General features: G+C 43.1%; 20 protein-coding genes and 1 tRNA gene. 9 read left to right on the top strand and 12 right to left on the bottom strand.

The features are described 5' to 3' along the window. Positions 1 to 234 precede the first annotated feature (234 nt). From MSG37_RS02580 to rpsU, 5 genes are all read right to left on the bottom strand, one after another. Positions 235 to 311 (bottom strand) — tRNA-Ile (locus tag MSG37_RS02580). Between the two features lie 309 nt (positions 312 to 620). Further along, the gene (gene rpoD / locus MSG37_RS02575; RefSeq protein ID WP_248468985.1) at positions 621 to 2,468 is read right to left on the bottom strand and encodes an RNA polymerase sigma factor RpoD; all 1,848 of its coding nucleotides are present in this window, start codon (positions 2,466 to 2,468) and stop codon (positions 621 to 623) included. A 126-nt stretch (positions 2,469 to 2,594) separates the two neighbouring features. Beyond that, positions 2,595 to 4,325, bottom strand: a complete 1,731-nt coding sequence (gene dnaG, locus MSG37_RS02570; protein ID WP_248468984.1) for a DNA primase — start codon at positions 4,323 to 4,325, stop codon at positions 2,595 to 2,597. Between the two features lie 138 nt (positions 4,326 to 4,463). Next, on the bottom strand, positions 4,464 to 4,907 hold the full coding sequence (locus MSG37_RS02565) for a GatB/YqeY domain-containing protein (RefSeq protein WP_248468983.1): 444 nt from the start codon (positions 4,905 to 4,907) through the stop codon (positions 4,464 to 4,466). Between the two features lie 7 nt (positions 4,908 to 4,914). After that, complete coding sequence (rpsU, locus tag MSG37_RS02560) at positions 4,915 to 5,130, bottom strand: 30S ribosomal protein S21 (RefSeq protein ID WP_006080725.1); 216 nt, start codon at positions 5,128 to 5,130, stop codon at positions 4,915 to 4,917. Between the two features lie 227 nt (positions 5,131 to 5,357). On the opposite strand from rpsU, the gene tsaD reads away from it, so the two are divergent. Next, the gene (gene tsaD / locus MSG37_RS02555; protein ID WP_248468982.1) at positions 5,358 to 6,374 is read left to right on the top strand and encodes a tRNA (adenosine(37)-N6)-threonylcarbamoyltransferase complex transferase subunit TsaD; all 1,017 of its coding nucleotides are present in this window, start codon (positions 5,358 to 5,360) and stop codon (positions 6,372 to 6,374) included. A gap of 65 nt (positions 6,375 to 6,439) precedes the next feature. Here the strand turns inward: tsaD and MSG37_RS02550 are convergent, their stop codons facing one another. Both MSG37_RS02550 and plsY read right to left on the bottom strand, forming a co-directional pair. Then, on the bottom strand, positions 6,440 to 7,063 hold the full coding sequence (locus MSG37_RS02550; RefSeq protein ID WP_248468981.1) for a 2OG-Fe(II) oxygenase: 624 nt from the start codon (positions 7,061 to 7,063) through the stop codon (positions 6,440 to 6,442). A 283-nt stretch (positions 7,064 to 7,346) separates the two neighbouring features. Beyond that, the gene (gene plsY / locus MSG37_RS02545) at positions 7,347 to 7,955 is read right to left on the bottom strand and encodes a glycerol-3-phosphate 1-O-acyltransferase PlsY (RefSeq protein WP_282446545.1); all 609 of its coding nucleotides are present in this window, start codon (positions 7,953 to 7,955) and stop codon (positions 7,347 to 7,349) included. A gap of 313 nt (positions 7,956 to 8,268) precedes the next feature. On the opposite strand from plsY, the gene folB reads away from it, so the two are divergent. The 5 genes from folB to MSG37_RS02520 are packed head-to-tail and all read left to right on the top strand — an operon-like array spanning position 8,269 to position 11,778. Then, positions 8,269 to 8,622, top strand: coding sequence for a dihydroneopterin aldolase (gene folB / locus MSG37_RS02540; protein WP_248468980.1), 354 nt, complete (start codon positions 8,269 to 8,271; stop codon positions 8,620 to 8,622). After that, positions 8,623 to 9,114: a 2-amino-4-hydroxy-6-hydroxymethyldihydropteridine diphosphokinase gene (gene folK / locus MSG37_RS02535; RefSeq protein ID WP_248468979.1), complete on the top strand. Its 492-nt coding sequence runs from the start codon at positions 8,623 to 8,625 to the stop codon at positions 9,112 to 9,114. 24 nt (positions 9,115 to 9,138) lie between these two features. Then, positions 9,139 to 9,939 carry an undecaprenyl-diphosphate phosphatase gene (locus tag MSG37_RS02530; protein WP_248468978.1) on the top strand — a complete coding sequence of 267 codons (801 nt, stop codon included), beginning with the start codon at positions 9,139 to 9,141 and terminating at the stop codon, positions 9,937 to 9,939. A gap of 53 nt (positions 9,940 to 9,992) precedes the next feature. After that, positions 9,993 to 10,826, top strand: coding sequence for a putative RNA methyltransferase (locus MSG37_RS02525; RefSeq protein WP_248468977.1), 834 nt, complete (start codon positions 9,993 to 9,995; stop codon positions 10,824 to 10,826). Positions 10,827 to 10,878: 52 nt separating this feature from the next. Continuing rightward, the gene (locus MSG37_RS02520; RefSeq protein ID WP_248468976.1) at positions 10,879 to 11,778 is read left to right on the top strand and encodes a L,D-transpeptidase family protein; all 900 of its coding nucleotides are present in this window, start codon (positions 10,879 to 10,881) and stop codon (positions 11,776 to 11,778) included. Positions 11,779 to 11,997: 219 nt separating this feature from the next. Here the strand turns inward: MSG37_RS02520 and MSG37_RS02515 are convergent, their stop codons facing one another. Further along, entirely contained in the window at positions 11,998 to 12,264 is a 267-nt protein-coding gene (locus MSG37_RS02515) for an Lpp/OprI family alanine-zipper lipoprotein (protein WP_220782781.1), read from the bottom strand. Between the two features lie 218 nt (positions 12,265 to 12,482). Continuing rightward, a complete protein-coding gene (locus tag MSG37_RS02510; protein ID WP_248468975.1) occupies positions 12,483 to 13,721 on the bottom strand; it encodes a multifunctional CCA addition/repair protein in 1,239 nt (412 codons plus the stop codon). 332 nt (positions 13,722 to 14,053) lie between these two features. Here MSG37_RS02510 and MSG37_RS02505 point away from each other — a divergent pair, with 332 nt between their 5' ends. Together MSG37_RS02505 and MSG37_RS02500 are read left to right on the top strand one after the other, a co-directional pair. Continuing rightward, on the top strand, positions 14,054 to 15,667 hold the full coding sequence (locus tag MSG37_RS02505; RefSeq protein WP_248468974.1) for an ExeA family protein: 1,614 nt from the start codon (positions 14,054 to 14,056) through the stop codon (positions 15,665 to 15,667). After that, complete coding sequence (locus tag MSG37_RS02500; protein WP_248468973.1) at positions 15,667 to 16,674, top strand: general secretion pathway protein GspB; 1,008 nt, start codon at positions 15,667 to 15,669, stop codon at positions 16,672 to 16,674. The genes MSG37_RS02505 and MSG37_RS02500 overlap by 1 nt, the downstream gene beginning before the upstream one ends. Positions 16,675 to 16,759: 85 nt before the next feature. Here the strand turns inward: MSG37_RS02500 and nhaD are convergent, their stop codons facing one another. From nhaD to MSG37_RS02485, 3 genes are all read right to left on the bottom strand, one after another. Then, positions 16,760 to 18,007 carry a sodium:proton antiporter NhaD gene (nhaD, locus tag MSG37_RS02495; protein ID WP_248468972.1) on the bottom strand — a complete coding sequence of 416 codons (1,248 nt, stop codon included), beginning with the start codon at positions 18,005 to 18,007 and terminating at the stop codon, positions 16,760 to 16,762. Positions 18,008 to 18,447: 440 nt separating this feature from the next. Beyond that, on the bottom strand, positions 18,448 to 19,737 hold the full coding sequence (hemL, locus tag MSG37_RS02490) for a glutamate-1-semialdehyde 2,1-aminomutase (RefSeq protein ID WP_248468971.1): 1,290 nt from the start codon (positions 19,735 to 19,737) through the stop codon (positions 18,448 to 18,450). A gap of 26 nt (positions 19,738 to 19,763) precedes the next feature. Beyond that, positions 19,764 to 20,783 (bottom strand): aspartate carbamoyltransferase, encoded by a 1,020-nt coding sequence (locus MSG37_RS02485; protein WP_248468970.1) that lies wholly within the window; start codon positions 20,781 to 20,783, stop codon positions 19,764 to 19,766. 283 nt (positions 20,784 to 21,066) lie between these two features. Here MSG37_RS02485 and lgt point away from each other — a divergent pair, with 283 nt between their 5' ends. Beyond that, positions 21,067 to 21,858 (top strand): prolipoprotein diacylglyceryl transferase, encoded by a 792-nt coding sequence (gene lgt, locus MSG37_RS02480; protein WP_248468969.1) that lies wholly within the window; start codon positions 21,067 to 21,069, stop codon positions 21,856 to 21,858. Positions 21,859 to 21,942 lie beyond the last annotated feature (84 nt).

The raw sequence follows: 21,942 nt of genomic DNA, 5'->3' as shown, positions 1-21,942 counted from the left end.
GCTTTTTTTGTTTTTATCATCTGGTCATTGTTTCGGAGTGAAAAGTGTTTGGGCTCAAAACTTGAATCGGAAACAAAAAGGATTAGTATTGGAAGTGCACCCTTTTGCATAGGGTTGCATGGTTTTGTGCGATATGTGTGCGATGGGTCCTAAGTTCAAAACTCGCAAAATAGCGGTTCTTGAATTTCAGGTACAAAAAAGCCCATTGAATCAATGGGCTTCTTCGTTTTAAATTGGTGGCCCCTCACGGACTTGAACCGTGGACCTGACGATTATGAGTCGTATGCTCTAACCAACTGAGCTAAGGGGCCGACTTAAGATAGTCGTCACTATCGAAAGCGGAAAGAAGTATACGAGGTTTGATTACGCTTGTCACCAGAGATTTTACTAGAAATGCGCTTATAAATGCGCAACTGGCTATCTGTTAATCAATATTTCGATATTTTGCTCGATACACTTGGTTAACTTCTATCTTTTTACCAATATTCAGGATGATGGAGCATTCGTTATTGCTATGGGACCCATACCTAAATCCGAGTAGCGGCAGTGATTCTTTTATTCAAAGCATAAAAAAAGCTGCCCTTAGGCAGCTTTTTTGAGAGTCTCCATCGTTAACGAGATTACTCGTCTAGGAACGACTTTAAGATCTCTGAGCGAGAAGGGTGACGCAACTTACGTAGCGCTTTAGCTTCAATCTGACGAATACGCTCACGTGTTACGTCAAACTGCTTGCCCACTTCTTCTAGCGTGTGGTCAGTATTCATGTCGATACCGAAACGCATACGCAGTACTTTAGCTTCACGAGCAGTTAGGCCTGCAAGTACTTCGTGAGTTGCGTTCTTCAAGCTTTCGCCTGTCGCTGAGTCTAGTGGTAGCTCAAGCGTTGTATCTTCAATAAAGTCACCTAAGTGCGAATCTTCATCATCACCAATTGGTGTTTCCATAGAGATTGGCTCTTTAGCGATCTTAAGTACCTTACGGATCTTATCTTCAGGCATTAACATGCGCTCTGCCAACTCTTCAGGAGAAGGTTCACGACCCATCTCTTGCAGCATTTGACGAGAGATACGGTTAAGCTTGTTGATTGTCTCAATCATGTGTACTGGAATACGGATCGTTCTTGCTTGGTCAGCAATAGAGCGAGTGATCGCCTGACGGATCCACCAAGTAGCATAAGTTGAGAACTTGTAACCACGACGGTATTCAAACTTATCTACCGCTTTCATCAGACCGATGTTACCTTCTTGAATTAGATCCAAGAACTGTAGACCACGGTTTGTGTACTTTTTGGCGATAGAGATTACTAGACGTAAGTTCGCTTCAACCATCTCTTTCTTCGCACGACGAGCTTTCGCTTCACCGATTGACATACGACGGTTGATATCTTTAATTGCACCGATCGCTAGACCAGTTTCAGTTTCAATAGCGTCTAGTTTTGCACGACAGCGTTGCACGTCAAACTCAACCATTTGTAGACCTTCTACATATGGCTTGCCTGAGGCTAGTTCGTCATTGAACCATTCAATGCTACTTTCGTTGCTTGTGTATACTTTGACGAAGTTTTTCTTCGGCATTTTGGCTTGTTCAACACAAAGTTTCATGATCAAACGTTCTTGAACACGTACTTTGTCCATCATAGAGCGCATGTTTTTAACTAAGCGGTCGAACTGCTTAGGCATCAAACGGAACTCTTTGAAGATCTCGCCAATTTCAAATAATGCTACTGTTGACTCTGGGTGACCACGACCTTTTTCTGCAATAATTCTTAGTGCATTTTCGTGAGCAGCGCGAAGTATAGTGAACTTCTCTTTAGCTTCTTCAGGATCTGGACCTTTTGGACCATCCTCTTCGCCTTCACTGTCATCGTCATCGTCATCATCGTCGTCATCGTCTTCGTCATCTAAATCATCATCAGATAACTCTGAACCAACGTGAGTCGCTGTAGGGGCAACATCTTCAGCATTTGGGTCAACAAATCCAGAAATAATGTCGGAAAGTCTAACTTCTTCAGCTTCGTAACGATCGTATTGCTCAAGGATCATCGCAATCGCTTGCGGGTATTCCGCAACAGATGCTTGAACCGTGTTGATGCCTTCTTCAATACGCTTAGCGATAACAATCTCGCCTTCACGGGTAAGAAGTTCAACGGTACCCATTTCGCGCATGTACATGCGCACTGGGTCTGTAGTACGACCTAATTCAGCTTCTACTGTTGCAAGTGCAGCAGCAGCTTCTTCTGCAGCATCATCATCGGTGCTGTCTTCAGACATCATGATTTCATCAGCATCCGGAGCCTGTTCATAGACTCGAATACCCATGTCATTGATCATCTGGATAATATCTTCAATCTGGTCAGAATCGACCATGTCTGCAGGTAAGTGATCGTTCACTTCTGCATAGGTTAAGTAACCTTGCTCTTTACCTTTGGCGAGCAACAATTTTAGTTGCGACTGCGGAGTATGATCCATAGATATCATCCAAGTTGGGAAACAGTTAAAACGACGGGCAAAAAACAGCCACGCAAGTCGTCAATTATAGCCTTCGGCGCTTGTCTGTGCTAGTCCAAGTGTTTACTTTTGAGGCTGAAATATTAACTAAGCCTTGTTTTTAATCACTGAAATAAGCTTACTAAGCTGTAACCGCTCTTCTTTCGTTAGGTTCTGCTTCATACTCAGTTCTTGGTAGCGTTGCTCAAGATACTGGTTGTTTAACCAAACGAGTGTTTCTTTTAACTTTTGAAGCAAGTTTTCATCCGCCACTTGATGATCCCATTGGGTCAGTTTTTTTAGAGTGCTGAATTGGTTATCGCCTCTAAACTGTTCAAGTAGTTGTGCGCTGCTTATCACTTGTCCGCGAGTTAAATCTAATACAAGGGTCAGCAAGTCAATGCCGGCCATCTGTATATGTTTTAGCGCTGGTTGCTCAGGCAGTCTTTCACCTAAGTGTGGGTGTTGTACGAGTAATGCGACGGCTAATCGCAAAGGCGTACCGCGACCCTTGAGCGCTTTGTGCTGATTAGGTTTATCGGCCGACTTAGTCGAAAAGTTAAATTTTCGCTTAAGTTCATCAGCACCATTCATTCTTAGCTTATGAGCTAAATCGTCGAGTAACAGGCTCTGTAATACAGTGTCCTGCACTTTTTCAATGAGTTTGATGGCATTTTTTGCCAACACACTTTTGTCTTCGTTGCCGTAAGTCTTGGCTAAGTTTTCAAATAAAAACTCAGGTAACGCCATTGCGTTATCGACTCGGCTTTCAAATTCTTGTTTGCCAATCTGTCTGATTAGGGTGTCTGGGTCTTCGCCTTCGGGCAAAAACATAAACCGTACCTGGTTGCCAGGCTTTAACAGTGGCAATGCAGTTTCTAATGCACGCCAAGCGGCTTCTTTACCAGCATTATCACCGTCATAGCAGCAGATGACTTCTTTTGCACTACGTAGCAATAGCTGAAATTGATCAGCAGTGGTTGAGGTACCTAATGAGGCTACTGCGTAATCAACATCAAATTGAGCAAGTGCAACAACGTCCATATAACCTTCCACAATCAACACTCGTTGTGGGTCACGGTGACGCTGTTTTAACTCATAAAGGCCATAAAGTTCATTGCCTTTATGAAATATGGGCGTTTCTGGAGAATTCAAGTACTTTGGCGTACCTTCTCCTAAAACTCGACCACCAAATCCTATTACACGTCCGCGTCTATCGCGGATTGGAAACATGAGGCGGTCGCGAAATCTGTCATAGCGCTTACCGCTGTCATTTTCAATGACCATACCTGCGGTAAGTAGTTTGTCTTGTGAGTCTTGGTTTTGACGATATCGACTGAGTAAGCCATCCCAACCATCGGGAGCAAAACCAATGTTGAAGTGTTCTACCACTTCTTTAGAAAGACCTCGATGTGTTAAGTAATCAAGGACTTTTTGTTTATCTGTATGTTGTCTTAATTGACTTTGAAAGAAGTTACTTGCTTCTTCCATGAGCTGGTATAAATCACGACTAAGTTCTTGGTCGCGAGGTTTACCTGTACCTTGTTCCCTTGGAACTTCTAGTCCCAGTTGTCCGGCGAGTTCTTCTATCGCATCAACAAAGTCGAGTCGGTCATACTCCATGACAAAATCGATAACGTTGCCATGCGCGCCGCAGCCAAAGCAATGGTAAAACTGCTTATCTCTGCTAACGGTAAAAGAGGGAGATTTTTCGCTATGAAAAGGACAACAGGCAGAGTGGTTTTTACCCGCCTTTTTCAGGGGCACTTTTGGGTCGATGAGATCGACTATGTCAGTGCGAGCAACAAGCTCATTAATAAAATCACGTGGTATCGCCATTAGTGTTGTTAAATGCCGCCTTTATTACGTGAGATCAAAAGTTACGCGAAATCAAAAGTTTCGTGAAATTAAATTTGGGAATTTCGAAAACAAACAAGCCGCGCAGAAGCACGGCTCATTCATGCAATAAAACTAAAGTTACTTAAGTTTTGCACGGATCATAGCGCCAATTGCCGCCATGTCAGCTCTACCCATAACTTTTGGTTTTAAAGCTCCCATTACTTTACCCATATCCGCCATGGTGGATGCGCCCATCTCAACGATGCTTGCATCAACTAGCGCAACTACTTCCTCTTCGGAAAGAGGCTGAGGCAGAAACTTTTCTAATACTAGAATCTCTTCTGCTTCTACTTGTGCTAGCTCATCACGACCCGCTGCTTCATATTGAGCAATAGAATCGCGACGCTGTTTTACCATTTTGGTTAAGACCGCTATAGCTTGGTCGTTAGTCAGAGTTTCGCGGGTGTCCACTTCAACTTGCTTAACGGCGGCTAGTGCCATACGAATAGTCCCCAAACGCAGCTTTTCTTTAGCGCGCATGGCTTCCTTCATTTGGTCTTTTAGCTGATCAACTAGGCTCATAATGAGATTAGTATAAACGTACGCGACGTGCGTTTTCGCGAGAAAGCTTCTTAGCAAGACGCTTAACTGCAGCGGCTTTAGCACGCTTACGTGCAGTAGTTGGCTTCTCGTAGAATTCACGAGCGCGAACGTCAGCTAGGATACCAGCTTTTTCACAAGAGCGCTTGAAACGACGTAGAGCTACGTCGAATGGTTCGTTTTCACGTACTTTAATAATTGGCATACGCCATCACCCCTTAGGTGTAGGTTGTGTGAGACAATTACTTGACTCAGATAATTTAAAAATGGTGCGAAATTCTATACCGACTTAGGTCCTCTTGTAAACCCCTTATCGCGATCAGAATGAGTCATAATTGGAGATATTATCTTCAGACTGTGTCGGCACTATGGAGTAATTAAAGCACAGCAGGTAGAATTGGCGGTAATTATGTCAACTGAAGACGAGAAAAAATGCGGGTTTTAGGTATAGAGACATCCTGTGATGAAACAGGTATTGCGGTTTATGACGATGAAAAAGGACTGTTATCACACGCTCTTTATAGTCAGGTTAAATTGCATGCAGACTACGGTGGAGTCGTGCCTGAATTGGCGTCTCGTGACCATGTTCGCAAAATTGTGCCTTTAATTCGTCAAGCGCTAGCTGATGCGGGCATGACTATCGATGATCTTGACGGAATTGCTTATACTAAAGGGCCTGGGCTTATTGGCGCATTATTGGTTGGCGCTTGTGTTGGCCGTGCTTTGGCTTTTTCATGGGATAAACCAGCAATTGGTGTGCACCACATGGAAGGTCATTTATTAGCGCCAATGCTAGAAGATGATGTACCTGAATTTCCGTTTTTAGCTTTGCTAGTATCTGGCGGACACTCAATGATTGTCGGCGTTGAAGGTATTGGTCGTTATACGGTGCTTGGTGAATCAGTTGATGATGCAGCCGGTGAAGCATTTGATAAAACAGCCAAGTTAATGGGACTTGATTATCCTGGTGGCCCAAGACTTTCAAAACTTGCTGCTAAGGGTGTACCAAATAGTTATAAATTCCCGCGCCCGATGACAGACAAGCCTGGCTTGAACATGAGCTTTTCAGGTCTTAAAACGTTTACTGCTAATACTATTGCAGCAGAGCCGAAAGATGAGCAAACCCGCGCTAATATCGCCTGTGCATTTGAAGAAGCTGTAGTTGATACATTAGCAATTAAGTGTAAACGCGCACTTAAACAAACTGGCTATAAGAATCTGGTTATTGCTGGCGGTGTGAGTGCTAACACTCGTTTACGTTCATCGCTTGCCGAAATGATGCAAAGCTTAGGTGGTAAGGTTTACTACCCGCGTGGAGAGTTTTGTACCGACAACGGTGCAATGATCGCTTATGCCGGCTTGCAGCGCCTAAAGGCTGGTCAAATTGAAGACTTAGCCGTCAAGGGGCAACCAAGATGGCCGCTTGATACATTAGAGCCAGTAGATTAAGCCTAGAATGAATACAAAAAAACGGCGCTCATTGAGCGCCGTTTTTATTGCCGACATTTATGCAACTAAAAGCCGTGATTGGCATTACTTACGCGAAACCAACCTGCAATGCTGTAGCGGTTAACCGTCGTCGGTAATACTTCATGGGGGAAGCGCTCGCTTAAAAATACCACCCATTTACCAAATTCTGGGGTAATCGTTTCTAGCTTGTTGTCTTGCTCGTCATAGACCACGAGTTCACCGGCATGCTCGGTTTGCCAGTCATGATTTAAGAATAATACTGAGGTCAGAATACGGTTTCTGGTTCCTTGTAATACGTCTGAATGCTTTTGATAGAAGGCGCCTGGCTCGTAAATAGCGTAGTGACTTTCAAAATCAAATAACCCCATAAACAGGCGCTTATTCATACCTTCCCGTAGTTGGGTCATGAGATCTAAATATTGTTTGTCTGCAGGACGTTGCTCTGACAGCCAACGAATTTGATCACTGCGAATACTATCGACTTGCTGCTGCTCACCGCCACGACCAATTGCAGCCGGGCGAAAATCATCCCAAGTTGCGCTTTTTGAGCTTTGTAATAACTGCTCACAAACAGCCGCCGGAAGGGTATCAGACAGAACGATATAGCCGGTTTCAACCAATGCATCAGCAATGGTATCCATCACAGCTTCACTTAATTGTGGAACCATAGAAAGGTGTACTCAAAACAAGAAAACACGATAGCTTTACTGGCAGGCTCAAAGGGCTTGAGCGCTGTATTCGAGGTAGTGTCAGAACAGGAAGCCTATAGGGAAAAACTAGCTACCCAGTCAAAAATCGGCGCAATTATAAGGTGCATTAATTAAAAAGCAATTGAAGAAAGTCGGCACACTTTGATTAACATTCATTAGAGTCAATGAATTAAGTGTTAATCATTAATAAATACAGCGATTTAGATGGGTGTTTTGGTCGGAGTTTGCTGGAAAACTACCTTTAACTCTGACGAGACTTTTTACGAGAAACCTTAGACTCCTCGCCATTTAGTAGCCGTTTTATATTATCTTTGTGGCGGATAACAATTAACGTAGAGAGCATCGCCACCGGTATGGTAAACCTATCATCAAGCCACCAGGTATAGACAGGGGCAAGCAGAGCGGTGCAAATTGCAGCAAATGACGAATAGCGAGTGATGAGCACTAACACTACCCAAGATCCCATTAGGCAAAGTGCTAAGTCATGACCAATTGGCGCCATGGCACCAAACGCAGTCGCAACGCCTTTACCGCCTTTAAAGTTAAAGAAGATTGGGAATATATGCCCAAGACAAGCTGCAATGGCAATGATACCTAAGGCGATAGGATCTACGCCTAATCTGAAAGCTAGATAAGCAGGTGCCGCACCTTTTAACATATCGAAAAAAAGCACTAATGCAGCCGAGCTTGCGCCGCCAATGCGCAAAACATTGGTTGCTCCCGGGTTGCCAGACCCTTGAGTTCGTGGATCTGGGAGTCCACGTAATTTACATACCAGAACAGCACTGGATATTGAGCCGGCTAAATATGCGCTCAAGATCATGACTATTGTAAGTACTGTTAGGCTCAAATTGGTTTCCTTATCCGTCTTAGGGTATTATCGCGCCACATAAAAAACTGTGCCCGTGTGTTTTGTTCAGAGCTATTGAAATAAACACGTAAAGACCAGATTAAATACTGCCGAATATACTTTTGTTAGCAACCTTGCTTTAAAAGCGACAGTGATTAATTAAATCTTTATGCAGCGAGACTTATCCTACTTTGCTTTGGTCTCGTTAGAAAGAGCGTTAGCGTAATATTTCAGCATTGCAACGGATTATATCTCGTTTGTCCGTTTTAGCTTATCAGACCTCAGTGTCATGGATTAGAGTTTTGGAGATATCATGGATAAAGTACTGATTAGAGAACTAAGAATAGAAACCGTTATTGGGATTTATGAGTGGGAAAAGCAGATCCATCAAAGCTTACTCATCGATCTTGATATGGCATGGGATAACCGACCTGCAGCGGCAAGTGATGATTATCAACACGCACTTTGCTATGAGACGGTTTCTAATAAATTAACGGCATTGATTACTGAAAAGCCAATTGAGCTGATTGAAACCGTAGCAGAAATGATCGCGCACTGCGTGATGACTGAGTTCAATGTTCCTTGGGTTAAAGTCAAAGTAATGAAGCCGGGAGCGGTACCTACTGCGTCGGCAGTTGGAGTTGAAATCGAGAGAGGTCATGCATAAATGGCTAAGATTTTTATCAGCCTTGGTAGCAATATTGAGCCAGAACGTCATCTTAAGGCTGCATTAATCGACCTTGATTATCATTTTGACGAGCTTGAGTTGTCATCAGTGTTTGAAAGCGAAGCCGTTGGGTTTGATGGTACTAACTTCCTGAATATGGTGGTTGCAGCGCAAACCGAAATGAGCATTGAGCAGGTTGTTAGCTGTTTTAAGCAAATAGAGCAAAATCATGGACGTGTTAAAGGGGCGAAGAAATTTGCGCCGCGAACACTAGATATAGATCTATTGCTGTATGACGATGTGGTTAGCACATTGCCAATCGAGCTACCTAGAGCCGAAATTCTTTATAATGCCTTTGTATTGTGGCCATTAGCTGAAATTGCTCCTTCTTTGAATCATCCCGTTGTTCAGCAGTCGTATCAAACCCTTTGGGATAATTACGACAAACAACAGCAATCATTATGGCCAATTGAATTTAATTGGTCTGTGTAACCCCCACTTTAATTTAGGATAGTTATGGATACCTTTCAGGTGATTATTTTGGCTCTAATTCAGGGCCTCACCGAGTTTTTGCCAATTTCTAGCTCTGCACACCTTATTTTACCGGCACAATTATTAGGCTGGGAAGATCAAGGCTTATCATTTGATGTTGCAGTCAATACTGGCTCACTGATGGCGGTTGTGATGTATTTTCGCCGTGAGTTGTTCTCTATGTTTACCGCATGGACTGGCAGCATAGCCAGCCGCAAGCAAACTGAAGAAAGTAAGCTAGCTTGGTGGATTATCTTAGCGACTATTCCAGCTGTTATTGTTGGATTTACCGCTAAAGATTTCATTGCAACTCATCTACGTAATATTGAAGTGATTGCAGCAACCACCATTATTTTTGGTTTACTACTTTGGTGGGCTGACAGAATGCAGCGCCAAGGGTTTAACGAATTTCAAGTGGGCTGGAAAAAGGCGTTAATCATAGGTATTGCACAAGCAATGGCACTTATTCCTGGTACTTCTCGCTCTGGTGCAACCATCACTGCAGCCTTAATGCTAGGTTTAAGTCGTGAAGCTGCGGCACGTTTCTCTTTTTTAATGTCAGTGCCTGTTAGCTTAGGTGCGGCCATTTTAGTGACTAAAGATTTACTCGAAAGTGGTCAGGTAATCGATTATCAAGCGCTCGGTTTAGGCATAGTGGTGTCGTTTATTGCCGCCTATCTTTGTATTCACTATTTCTTAAAAATTATTAGCAAAATGGGCATGACTCCATTTGTAATGTATCGCTTAGTGCTAGGTGCAGTGCTTTGTGGTGTGATCTTTCTATAAGCTTTGATTGTTTTACTAACATGTAAGTATCAGCTTTTAATTATGAGCGTTAAATGAACAGTATTTATCTTTGCCCGGTATGCCAGTCGCCATTCAAGATCCACCAAGAATCAAAAGGCCTGCATTGTGAAAACAAGCACCATTTTGATAAGAACGAAAATGGTTACTGGCTATTTAGTCAACCTAAAAAGCCTAAGGCCGATTCCCGCGCAGTAATGCGTGCAAAACGCTATGTGCTAGAGTCGGGCATTTATGTGCCACTGGCAGAACGTATGGCAAAAGTGATTGCTGAATTACCGCAAATTACCTCTGCACAGGCGTTGTCGCAGCTTGATTATGATTGTGGCGATGGTTACTTTTTGCGAACGTTAAACACGATACTTACCGACATAAAGCCCGAGTTGTCATTAGAGCAAACTGGTATATGTGAAGCAGAAAATGCGATATTTGCTGCGGCTAAAGCAGAAGCTAGCCCAACTTATATTGTCTCAACGCTAAAACGTCTACCATTTGTAAGTGAAAGCTTTGATTTAGTGACAGTGATTGATAAACAGTTAAAGGGCAAAGAGCTGACGCGAATACTTAAACAGGGCGGAGTATTACTGCAAGTTGCCGCTGGTCCACGTCATTTATGGCAAATTCGCGAATTTATCTATCCTGATTTATCTGAAAAACCAGTCAGTGAAAACTTACCGAAAGAGCTAGATTTACAACATAGTGAGCGAATTTCATTGTCTGTAAGTGTATCGGGTGAGCAGGCTATTGCGTTACTTGAGATGACGCCTTACGCCTGGCGAGCAAACGATAAGGTTCGCAATGAGATCCAGCGAACACAGTTTGATACATTAGAAATCGACTTTGTTATTAATGTGATGACTAGAAAATAATTGGCGCACAGGTTAACCTTTGCTTACTTAACTTAATGGAAATCGACTACTGATGATGCGTACTTTGCTGTTGTTCATCTTGGCATTTTTGCCATTGGCTGCATTTGCTAATGTTTACTCTATTCCACAAAATGGCGGCAGGCTTGTTGGCGAGTTGCAAGAGCATGTGGTGCAAAAGGGCGATTATTTTCAGACGATTTCCAAGCAATATAACATAGGTATATTGGAGTTAATGGCATCGAACCCTGGCGTTGATCCATTTTTACCAACACCTGGGACGCGGTTGCTTATCCCTACACAGATGTTATTGCCTGATGTGCCACATAAAGGTGTAGTGATAAATTTAGCTGAGCTGCGTTTATATTACTTCCCTAAAGATGGTAAAAACGTGCACGTTTTCCCTGTTGGTATCGGGCGCGTTGGTCGTGAAACACCTGAGATGGTGACAAAAATTAAATCGCGCATTCCAAATCCAAGCTGGACTCCCCCTGCAAGTATTCGCAAAGAACACTTAGAGGAGCGCGGTGAAGTTTTACCAAGGGTTGTACCAGCAGGTCCTGATAACCCACTTGGTAAGTTTGCGATTCAATTGTCTTATGGTGATGGTAGCTACCTAATCCACGGTACCAATAAGGATTTTGGTATTGGCATGCGTGTGAGTGCTGGTTGTATCCGCTTAAACCCTGACGATATTGAATGGTTGTTTGATAAGGTTCGCTATGGTGAGCAAGTTACTATTATCAACGAGACTGTTAAAACCTCTGCAGAGCCAGACGGTCGACAGTTAATAGAAGTGCATTCACCTTTATCAACCGCCGATGGTGGTGATAACACAGTGAAAGAGTTAAAACGCGGGGTTGTTGACTTTATCGGTCAAGATGAAGTGGATTACACCAAAGCTAATGATGCTCTATTAACTCAAGCGGGTATTCCAGTGAATATTCAAAGCTAATTGCTGCTTATTAATTACTTGTGGAAGGCGTCCTTTATGGGCGCTTTTTTGTGCTTGAAAGTTGATAATTTAGGGGCGGTTAGCGGTTGAGAGTGCGGCTAAAAAGTTTGATGTGGCAGGCGCCGATTGCAGATAAATTTAAGGCTTGGTCAAGTGCAATACCTGAAACCAAGCCTTGGGAGATAGCAGTAATTAAATACGGCTAAGTCCTAAACGCAATTACTTCTTGTAAGAAGAAGCTACGTTGTCGATACGGTCGTTAGCACGCTGAGCTTCAGCTTGAGCGTCCATAGCAGCTGCTTTAGCATCGTTGATGTCTGCAGATAGCTTGCCGTGATCTGATTTTAGAGAGCTAACTTCAGCAGAAAGCTGGTCAACTTTGTTACCTAGGTTTGCAACGCTTTCTTCAAGAGCAGTAGTGTTTGCACAGCCACCTAGAAGGGCAGTCATTGCTACACCAGCAATCATAAGTACTTTTTTATTCATCGGGAATTCCCTTTATATAGGTTGGTTTAAATAAGCACAGCTGCACATTACAACTGAACTAGTTAATTATGTCATAGACAAAAATTTTTGCTATGCATTTTAACGCTAAGGCCTGAATAACTTAGCGAAAATTTGAGCAATTGCAAGGTAAGTGTAAATTTACCATTATTAACACACCTCTAATATTAGACTATAAATGTGAACCTTTGATGAGTTTTTTATTGGCCCCCACTATGATGTAAGTCTTTGTACGCTTGAACTGCAGCCACACGGGCAATATTTAGTTGGGTTCTAATCGCCGCGCCCTGATGACCCTCGGCAATGATAGATTTAATATCAACAGCGCTTGCTAACCTAAAACATTGTTGTAAGTAATCAGCTTGCGGATAAGGCTTTTGTTCTAAGCCTGTACGACCTTTACTGTCGGCCTCGCAGGCGATTAATAACTGTTTAAGACGCTGAGGTTTGCGCCAAAAATCTGCTTTATCAAAGATTTTTACTAGGGTTTCAGCTCTTAACTCGGTCACGTTATGAATATTCTGATGCTGATCGCTGACCAGCAGCGCCAAATCACGATATTCGTTTGGAATACGATAACGTGTGCACAAGTTTTTGATCAGCGGTAAGCCTTTTTGTCCATGACCGTGATGTTTAGGTAAATGCTCCTTGGGACTAAGTGCCTTACCTAAGTCATGCACCAGTGCAGCAAACTTAACGGCATTATCGTCACTTAGTTTTGCTGCTTGTTCTAGCACCATTAAAGTGTGAATACCCGTATCTATTTCTGGATGCCACTTTTCGGGTTGGGGAACACCAAATAGTGCGTCAATCTCAGGAAATAGCACTTTGAGTGCACCACATTGTTTTAAGATTTGAAAAAACACCTGTGGGCTGGCGGTCGATAGTGCTTTATCGAGCTCGACATAAACTCGCTCAGCAGTTAAGGCTTCAAGCTCGCCACTTTGGCTCAGCCTGCTCATAAGTTCGAGGGTCTCTGCTGCAATAGTAAAACCAAGTGAGTGGAAACGTGCTGCAAAGCGAGCTACGCGCAATACTCGCAGTGGATCCTCAACAAAAGCACCAGAAACGTGTCTTAAGGTGCGACTCTCTATATCGCCAATGCCATTATAAGGGTCGTATAGGTTACCTTGATCATCTTGGGCAATGGCATTTACGGTTAAATCGCGGCGCAATAGATCTTGCTCAAGGGTAACATTAGGTGCGGCATCGACACTGAATCCACCATAACCTGCTGCGGTTTTGCGTTCTGTGCGCGCTAATGCGTACTCTTGGCTTGTTTTAGGATGTAAAAATACCGGGAAATCTTTGCCTACTTGAGTAAACCCTTTGGCTAGCATTTGCTCGGGCGTTGCCCCCACAACCATATAGTCATGATCTTTTACATCAAGATTAAGTAACTTATCGCGGACAGCACCGCCAACTAGATAGATTTTCACTGGGTTTCTCACTTAATAACAGTCTACTGAGTGTAACATGGCTTACTATTATATTCGTGGCTAAGTCGATGCAATTAGCGCAGATATAATGCCAATAAGAGGCAATAAATCTGGCGCAATTTGCTATTATGTCGAGTTTAGCTGATTAAGTTACTGCAAATTTTGACAAGCTAAGTATAGGGCTTTAACGTGAGCCTATTATTGTCGATAGTGGCATTTAACTGGGAATAGCAGTAGGTTTTAAAGTCGCCCAGTAATGATATTGACTGGCATATAAAAATTCCGAGGGTTTTACAATCGGAGTTCATGGTTTTAAAAGGATAAAAGCTCGCATGTATAAGGCTTTCTTTGGCTTAAATGATAATCCGTTTTCTATTGCACCGAATCCTCATTACCTATTTTTGAGTGATCGCCATAGAGAAGCATTAGCGCATCTAACATATGGCCTAGGTGAAACCGGTGGTTTTGTATTGTTAACCGGAGAAGTGGGGACTGGTAAAACCACAGTATCGCGCTGCCTATTAAAGCAATTGCCTGAAAATACCGATACAGCGTTTATCTTAAATCCTTCTTTGACAGAGTCAGAGCTGTTAGCAACGTTATGCGATGAGCTAGGGATTGTTTATGGCGACGAGCCAAGCCTTAAACAGCTAACGGATTTGATCAGTAAATTCCTTTTGGAAAACCACAGTAAAGACCGTAACACTGTGCTGATTATTGATGAAGCGCAGCATCTTAGGGCTGAAGTACTAGAGCAGCTAAGATTGCTTACTAATCTAGAAACAGACACTAAAAAGCTGCTGCAGGTGATTTTGATTGGCCAGCCAGAACTGCAGCAATTACTTAAGCGCCAAGAGCTTCGTCAATTGGCGCAACGCATTACAGCGCGTTACCACCTGTTGCCGCTAACTATTGAAGAGGTGGCGTTATATGTGCAGCATCGTCTGCAAGTCGCTGGGCGTCATGAGCCGCTATTTCATAAGAGTGCTATTAAGGCACTGCACAAATATAGTGGCGGTATTCCACGCTTAATCAACTTGTTGTGTGAACGTGCATTGATGGCAAGTTATGCCCAATCTAAAGTGCCGATTGATAATAAAATGGTGCGATTGGCCTCGGTGGAAGTATTAGGCGAAGAGCCTAAGCAAAACAATATGTTAAAACCAGCAGCAATAGCAGCCTCGTTAGTCGTCACCTTTGGCGCTGCTTTGTACGCATTTATGCCTAACAACAATCCAGTGGCAAGTGCAGGTAATACAGCTGAGCAAAGTCAACCTGCTCCGCAATTAACTCAGCAGGATAAAGTATCAAATCAAGTACTCAGTAGTAGCCAACAAGTGCTCAATAGCGCCATTTCACAAAGCCGAGAAATAGCCACCGCTTACGCCAGCATTTTAGGTTTATGGGATAAGGTGCCATATATTGGTTTATCGGCCTGTCAGTCCGCTAAGCAACAAGGTTTAGCTTGCTTTCAGCAGCAGGGTAACTGGCATTCATTAGTTCGTTTAAATTATCCGGCAGTGGTTTATCTTGCCGATGATAATAACCAAGCGTTTTACGGCACAATTGTTTCAAGACAGGGCGAGCAAGTGCTACTGCAACTTAATGAGCAACAGTTATGGGTTAGTCGAGATTGGTTTAATCGCCACTTTACCGGAACCTTTGAAATACTGTGGCAGGCACCAACGAATCAACCTAAAGAGATTGGGCAATCAGCAAATCCGGCGCAAATTCAATGGCTAGAGAATAGTTTAGCGCGAGTTACTGATACATCTCCGAGATTGGTTAATCGTTTTGATGCTGAGCTTGAGCAGAAACTGAAAGACTTTCAACGTCAACATGGCTTAATTGCCGATGGCATTGCTGGTAGCCAAACATTGGTGCAGCTTAATTTGTATTTAAGTGATGCTGGCCCGCGCTTAGGACAAAGTAAGAGGTTGTATTAATGTCGATTTTACTCGATGCGGTGACTCGAGATAAGCAACAATCTCAAGTCAATAATCACGATGTAGTACTCACTCCGCGTGCAGCTTATAAAGCTAAGCAGCAGGGTGGTTACAATATCAAGGCGCTGATTATTTATGGTCTGTCGTTGCTGTTTATGGTGTTAGCAGCTTGGTTATTAAGCCTTGCGCTTTATCCTAGCGATAAAAACACTACAAATAACAAGCAGACTCAAGCGTCGATAAGCACAGCGGCTGACAGTGCACAAAAGCGTGAGCAAACAATTAGCTCAGCGCAACCTACTGATGAAGTTCGTTTGGCTGGTAAAGTGGCATTGCCAATGGCGCAAACTCTAACGCCACAAGCCCATAATCAAAGGAGATTGATTGGGAATGATAACCAAGCACCAGTCAGCTCAAATGATTCATTGAGAAATGCTTTATTGGCTGCAGAAGCCTCGGTTACGAGTGCTGAAAATACAGATACCAACGGTAACGATAGTTCAGTGAGCAACTCAATGTCTGAGGATGGTGCAAGCGAGCCTATCATTCTTGGGGCAAACAGTAACAAACGAGGCGATGAGTTACTTGAGTCACTTAAATATCAAGTAGAGCATGCCGCTAATGATGTTGGGTTAAAGGCCACTGAGCCTAGTGACAATAATAATTTATTGGCAGCATTTGAAGCTGCACTAAAAGAAGTTGAGCGAGAGAAGGCGGTTGAAACTCCGGTAACAGAGGCAAAGCTTGACCCCATTCCTACAACGCCAAAGTCTGATGACATTCCTAAATATGGTCAATTGCCTGCCGGATTGCAGCTACAGGTGCCAGAGTTCAACATCAATGCTCATGTTTATTCAAGTGTGGCTGATAACCGTTGGTTAAATGTTGATGGCGCAGAGCTGCAAGAGGGCGATAGTATTCAAGGTAAACTGACTATTGTTGAAATAAGACCAAGAGATGTGGTGTTAGCGATTCAAGGTACTGAGTTTAAAGTGCCTGCAATCTAGACAGATACGTATAAGCGGTATGCAGCATTAACTAAAAGGCCTAACTCACGTTAGGCCTTTTGTGTTTTAGGGTTTTTAGTGTCGCTTAATTATATAAGTAATATGCTAAAAACAGGGTTAAGCCATAGCCAACGCTGTAGCAAAGGCTGAGCGCTGGTACATATTTAAGGTAACTGACAAAAGTTAGCTCTTTTACCTTACTCATAGCAATAATACCTGCAGCAGAACCAATCACTAATAAAGAACCGCCAACACCTACCGCATAAGTGAGCCCTAACCATTCAGGCGTGTTGAGTATAGGTTCAGCTTTTAACAATGCAGCAGTGAGCGGCACGTTATCTAATAGCGCAGAGCCAATACCTGCAACAAAGTTAGAGATATTTGGATCGTATTGGGCATAAACTTGAGCAAGCAAATCAAGGGTGCCAATTTCTTTCAGCATACCGACTAACAGTAAAATACCTAAGAAAAATAGTAATGTGTCGTACTCAACTTGGCGAATATACTCAAGAATTTGCAGCTCCTCTTTATCACTTCTAGTTGTGTGCCCGACTAAAAACATCACTGAAAGGCCGGTTAAAAAGGTTAAAACCGGTGGAATACCAAATAGGATATTGAGCGCCATTGTCATGACAATAGTGGTAAAGAAGATCACCGCAATGAGTATATCAACTGACCGTACTTGCTTAGTGATAGGGCTGGTACTGACTTCACCTTCTGCTTTAAGCGAAAATAATACTGCTAATAACATGACGCTGATGGCAGCTGGCACAAATAGCATGAGCAATTCTGACATACCGACATGACCGCCTAGGAAAATCATTAAGGTGGTCACATCACCGGTAATCAAAGCGACGCCGCCAGAGTTAACGGCAAAGATAATCAGTACGGCCATGCGCCTACGTATGTGCTTATCGAGTTTAAAGGTTGTGAGTAAGCCAAGAGAAACTAAGGTTGCAGTGACATTGTCACAAATGGCCGACAAGACCAGCGAAAACATCGCGACTTGTATCATCAACATACGTACAGATACGCGCTGGGGAAACAGCTTTTGCACCAAGATTTGAATCATGCCCTTGGCATTAAGATAGGCGACAAAGGTCATTGTCGACATTAAGAATAGCCAAAGAGTAGCAATTTCTAACAGGTTTTCATTAAGTTGATGTTCAACTATTTTCTCATGACTTGGATCGCCAGCTGCCATAAACAAGGCTATCCAAGAGATACAGCCAAAAAACAAGGTGGTTTTTGCTTTATTAAGGTGGGTGATCTCTTCAAACACAATACTTAACAGAGCCAGTACCGCGAGTGAAATTAAAAATGCGTACAACATAGGGCTACTCACATTGGTGATGTTATGACGTACCTAAACTTATGCTGGGTCGCCAATTTAAGTTTATTTTAAGGTTGAGCGGCGAGATCAAACCACAGTGATGCTGTGATAACAACTGTTAACTAAGTCTGGTTTTGTGATTAAGTGTGATCCAAGGCTGCTTCGGGGTGTGTTCTACGGAGTTTTAAACTTAAATAGTTCGCTTTGTTAGTTGTTAATTTCACCATGGTTAAGCTATTGCTAATTTTATAGCACTTACTAACGAAATGAGTATAAAACGGAAAATAATTAAGGGAGAAAGCTTCTGTTGCAGTTGTTTGGCGAAATTATACCGACAGGTGTAACGCTTTTGAGTGCAGCGGATATAAAAAAGGAACACTAATAAGTGTTCCTTTGATGTTTTTAGCTATTAGGTTTTTAAGCTATCAACCTCAACCTAATTAAGCTTTAGCAAGCTTAGCAAATACGCGATCAGCAGCTGCAAGTGTTGCTTCTAACTCTTCTTCACCGTGAGCAAGTGATAAGAAACCTGCTTCATAAGCGCTAGGAGCTAGGTAAACACCTTCATCTAGCATTAGGTGGTAGAACTCAGCAAATAGTGCAGTGTCACACTTAGTCACTTGAGCAAAGTTGGTTACAGTTTCTTCGCTGGTGAAGAAGAAACCGAACATGCCACCAACGTAGTTGATTGCCATTGGAATGCCGTGCTTGTTAGCAGCAGCTTTAAAGCCTTCAGCAATATACTGTGTCTTAGCTGCTAGTTGCTCGTAAACGCCTTCTTCACACAATGCTTCCATCTGTGCAAGACCAGCAGACATCGCAATTGGGTTACCTGATAGTGTACCAGCTTGGTAAACAGGGCCTGTTGGTGCGATAAACTGCATGACATCTTTACGACCACCGAAAGCACCGACTGGCATACCGCCACCGATAACTTTACCTAGGGTAGTTAGATCTGGTGTTACGCCGTAGTGACCTTGTGCACCGCTCTTAGATACGCGGAAACCTGTCATTACTTCGTCGATAATCATCAGTGCGCCATACTGATCACAGATAGCGCGTAGACCTTGTAAGAAACCGTCGATTGGCGGAATACAGTTCATGTTGCCTGCAACAGGCTCGATGATGATACAAGAGATCTCTTCTGGGTACTGCTCGAAGATAGTCTTAACAGATTCTAAATCGTTGTAAGTTGCAGTTAGCGTGTGCTTAGCAAAATCTTCAGGAATACCTGGAGAGCTTGGCTGACCAAGTGTTAGTGCACCAGAACCTGCTTTTACTAGTAAACAGTCAGCGTGGCCGTGGTAACAGCCTTCAAACTTAAGGATTTTGTCACGATTAGTGAAACCACGTGCTAGACGAATAGCACTCATTGTTGCTTCAGTACCTGAACTCACCATACGAACCTGCTCCATTGAAGGAACCATTTCGATAACTTTTTCAGCCATAGTGACTTCAAGTTCAGTTGGTGCGCCAAAAGATAGGCCATTTTCAACTGCTTTTAATACCGCTTCACGAATTTTAGGGTGGTTGTGACCTAAAATCATTGGGCCCCAAGAACCTACGTAGTCGATATACTTTTTGCCATCAGCGTCAAAAATATAAGCGCCATCTGCTTTTTCAATAAAGCGTGGCGATCCACCTACACCAGAAAATGCACGTACTGGAGAGTTAACGCCACCTGGGATGGTCTTTTTAGCTTGTTCAAATAGTTCGTCAGAACGAGTCATTTTTAATCCTTAAATTTGTAGCCGACTTAACAATCAGCTTTTCGAGAATACCAGTTAACAGGGCGTTCGTACTGCTCAAGTTGAGCATCAACGCCTAATGTTAGTGCAAACAGTGCCATGCGGATCAGCAAGCCGTTATCAGCCTGTCTAAAGATAGCTAGATTTGGATGATCGTTAAGATCATTATCCAATTCATTTGCTTGCTCACGAGAGTCTCGTGGCAGCGGGTGCATGATCACAGTGTTTGACTTGCAATGCTGTGTATAAATTCTTTGGTTTAAACGGAACTTACCACGGTATTTGTTCGCTTCTTCTTGAGAAGGGAAGCGTTCTTCTTGAATACGCGTCAGATAGAGTATATCAGCGCGATCTAAATTGCCTTCAAGTTGGTCTGTTATTGTGATCTTATGGCCAGCATTTTCAATGTCACTGATCACAGAGTCAGGCATTGCTAGCTCTTTTGGTGATACGAGTGTGAAGCTGACATCTTTATACATGCATAACAGACGCGAAAGAGAGTGAACTGTACGACCAAATTTCAAATCACCGACCATGGCGATGTTCATGCCGCTAATGTCACGACCGCCTGCAGCCAGCTCTTTTTGAATGGTAAACAGGTCTAAAAGTGCCTGAGTAGGATGCTCGTTAGCACCATCACCGCCATTGATAACCGGTACGCGGCTGCCTTTAGCAAACTCACTTACAGAGAAAGAATCAGGGTGGCGCATGGCGATTACGTCAGAGTAGCTAGAAAGTACGCGAGCGGTATCGTATAGCGATTCGCCTTTTGATAGCGACGAAGATGCCATACCTACAGTTTCATTTACTCTACCGCCAAGTAGATTAAATGCACTGGCAAAGCTGACGCGGGTACGGGTGCTAGGCTCGAAAAACAGGTTGCCTAAAACTGCGCCATCTAAAACTGTGGTGCGTTTTTGTCTTAAAGCATAAGGGGTCATGCGGGTAGCAACAGAAAAAACTTTTTCAACGGCTTCCAAATCTAATTGGTTTACCGAAAGGATATGCGAACCTTGAAACTGAGTCATCAGCCTATATTTCCAATTTCTGAGGGGCGTTAATAGCAAAGCTATTGCCCGAATTTATGTAGGGTGGCTGAGGCGGCACTATAGCAGAATCTAATGGGCAGATAAATAATACAAGCACAGAACATTGGATTAAATCATGCAGATTTTAGACTTATATGCGTAGGCAGAAACATTCTGTTGCTGCTAATTTTGCGAAAACCTTGCCAAAGAGTGTGTTGACGGGTAAAACTGCGCATGACTTATCATATTTTCGATACAGAACAATACATTTGGAAGGCTTAGTTTGGACCATTTTATTTGGAATATCGATCCCGTAGCGATTAGCGTTATGGGGTTAACTGTACACTGGTACGGGATCTTATTTGCGCTGGCAATCGCCTCTGGTTTTCAAGTAATGAAGCGCATTTATATTAAAGAAAGCTTACCGGTTGAATCATTAGACAACCTGTTAATGTATTGCGTTGTGGGTATTATTGTTGGCGCGCGTTTAGCCCATTGCTTGTTTTATGATCCAGCTTACTATCTAAGTAACCCAATAAAAATCTTAGCTATTTGGGAAGGCGGCTTAGCCAGTCACGGCGGTGGTTTGGGGGCGATTTTGGCGCTATATTATTATCAGCGTCAGGTGAAACTGCCTTTCTTGTTCTTACTGGATCGTTTAGCGATTGCCACGGCTATTTTTGGCTTCTTTGTGCGCATGGCTAATTTTGTCAATTCAGAAATTCTTGGCTTACCTAGCAATGTGCCTTGGGCGATTGTGTTTGAGCGTGTCGATATGCTGCCACGCCATCCTGCGCAGCTATATGAAGCCATTGCTTACTTGTCGATTTTTGCCTTGTTGTGGGCTATTTATAAACTCACAGATATGAAGCAAAAGCACGGCGCCATTTTTGGTTTATTCCTAGTGCTGGTGTTTAGTTCTCGCTTCTTAATTGAAATGGTGAAAGTGAAGCAAGCGGTTTACGCTGATACGTGGACGTTTAGCGCTGGCCAATTACTTAGCATTCCATTCTTAGTAGTGGGTGTGGTATTGCTTATTTTGCCTTATGTAAGAAAAGCCAAAGCCAAAGTTTAAGCTTAACTAAATTCAGCTGTGCTAAATAAAAGCCGTAAACTTAATGTTTACGGCTTTTTTGTTTTTAATGTGGCTGGTAAAACT

It is taken from the genome of Shewanella sp. 1CM18E, from assembly GCF_023161665.1.
Classification (GTDB): domain Bacteria; phylum Pseudomonadota; class Gammaproteobacteria; order Enterobacterales; family Shewanellaceae; genus Shewanella.
Note: the sequence above shows the minus strand (reverse complement) of the source record. Positions and strands in the feature narration are given on the sequence as shown.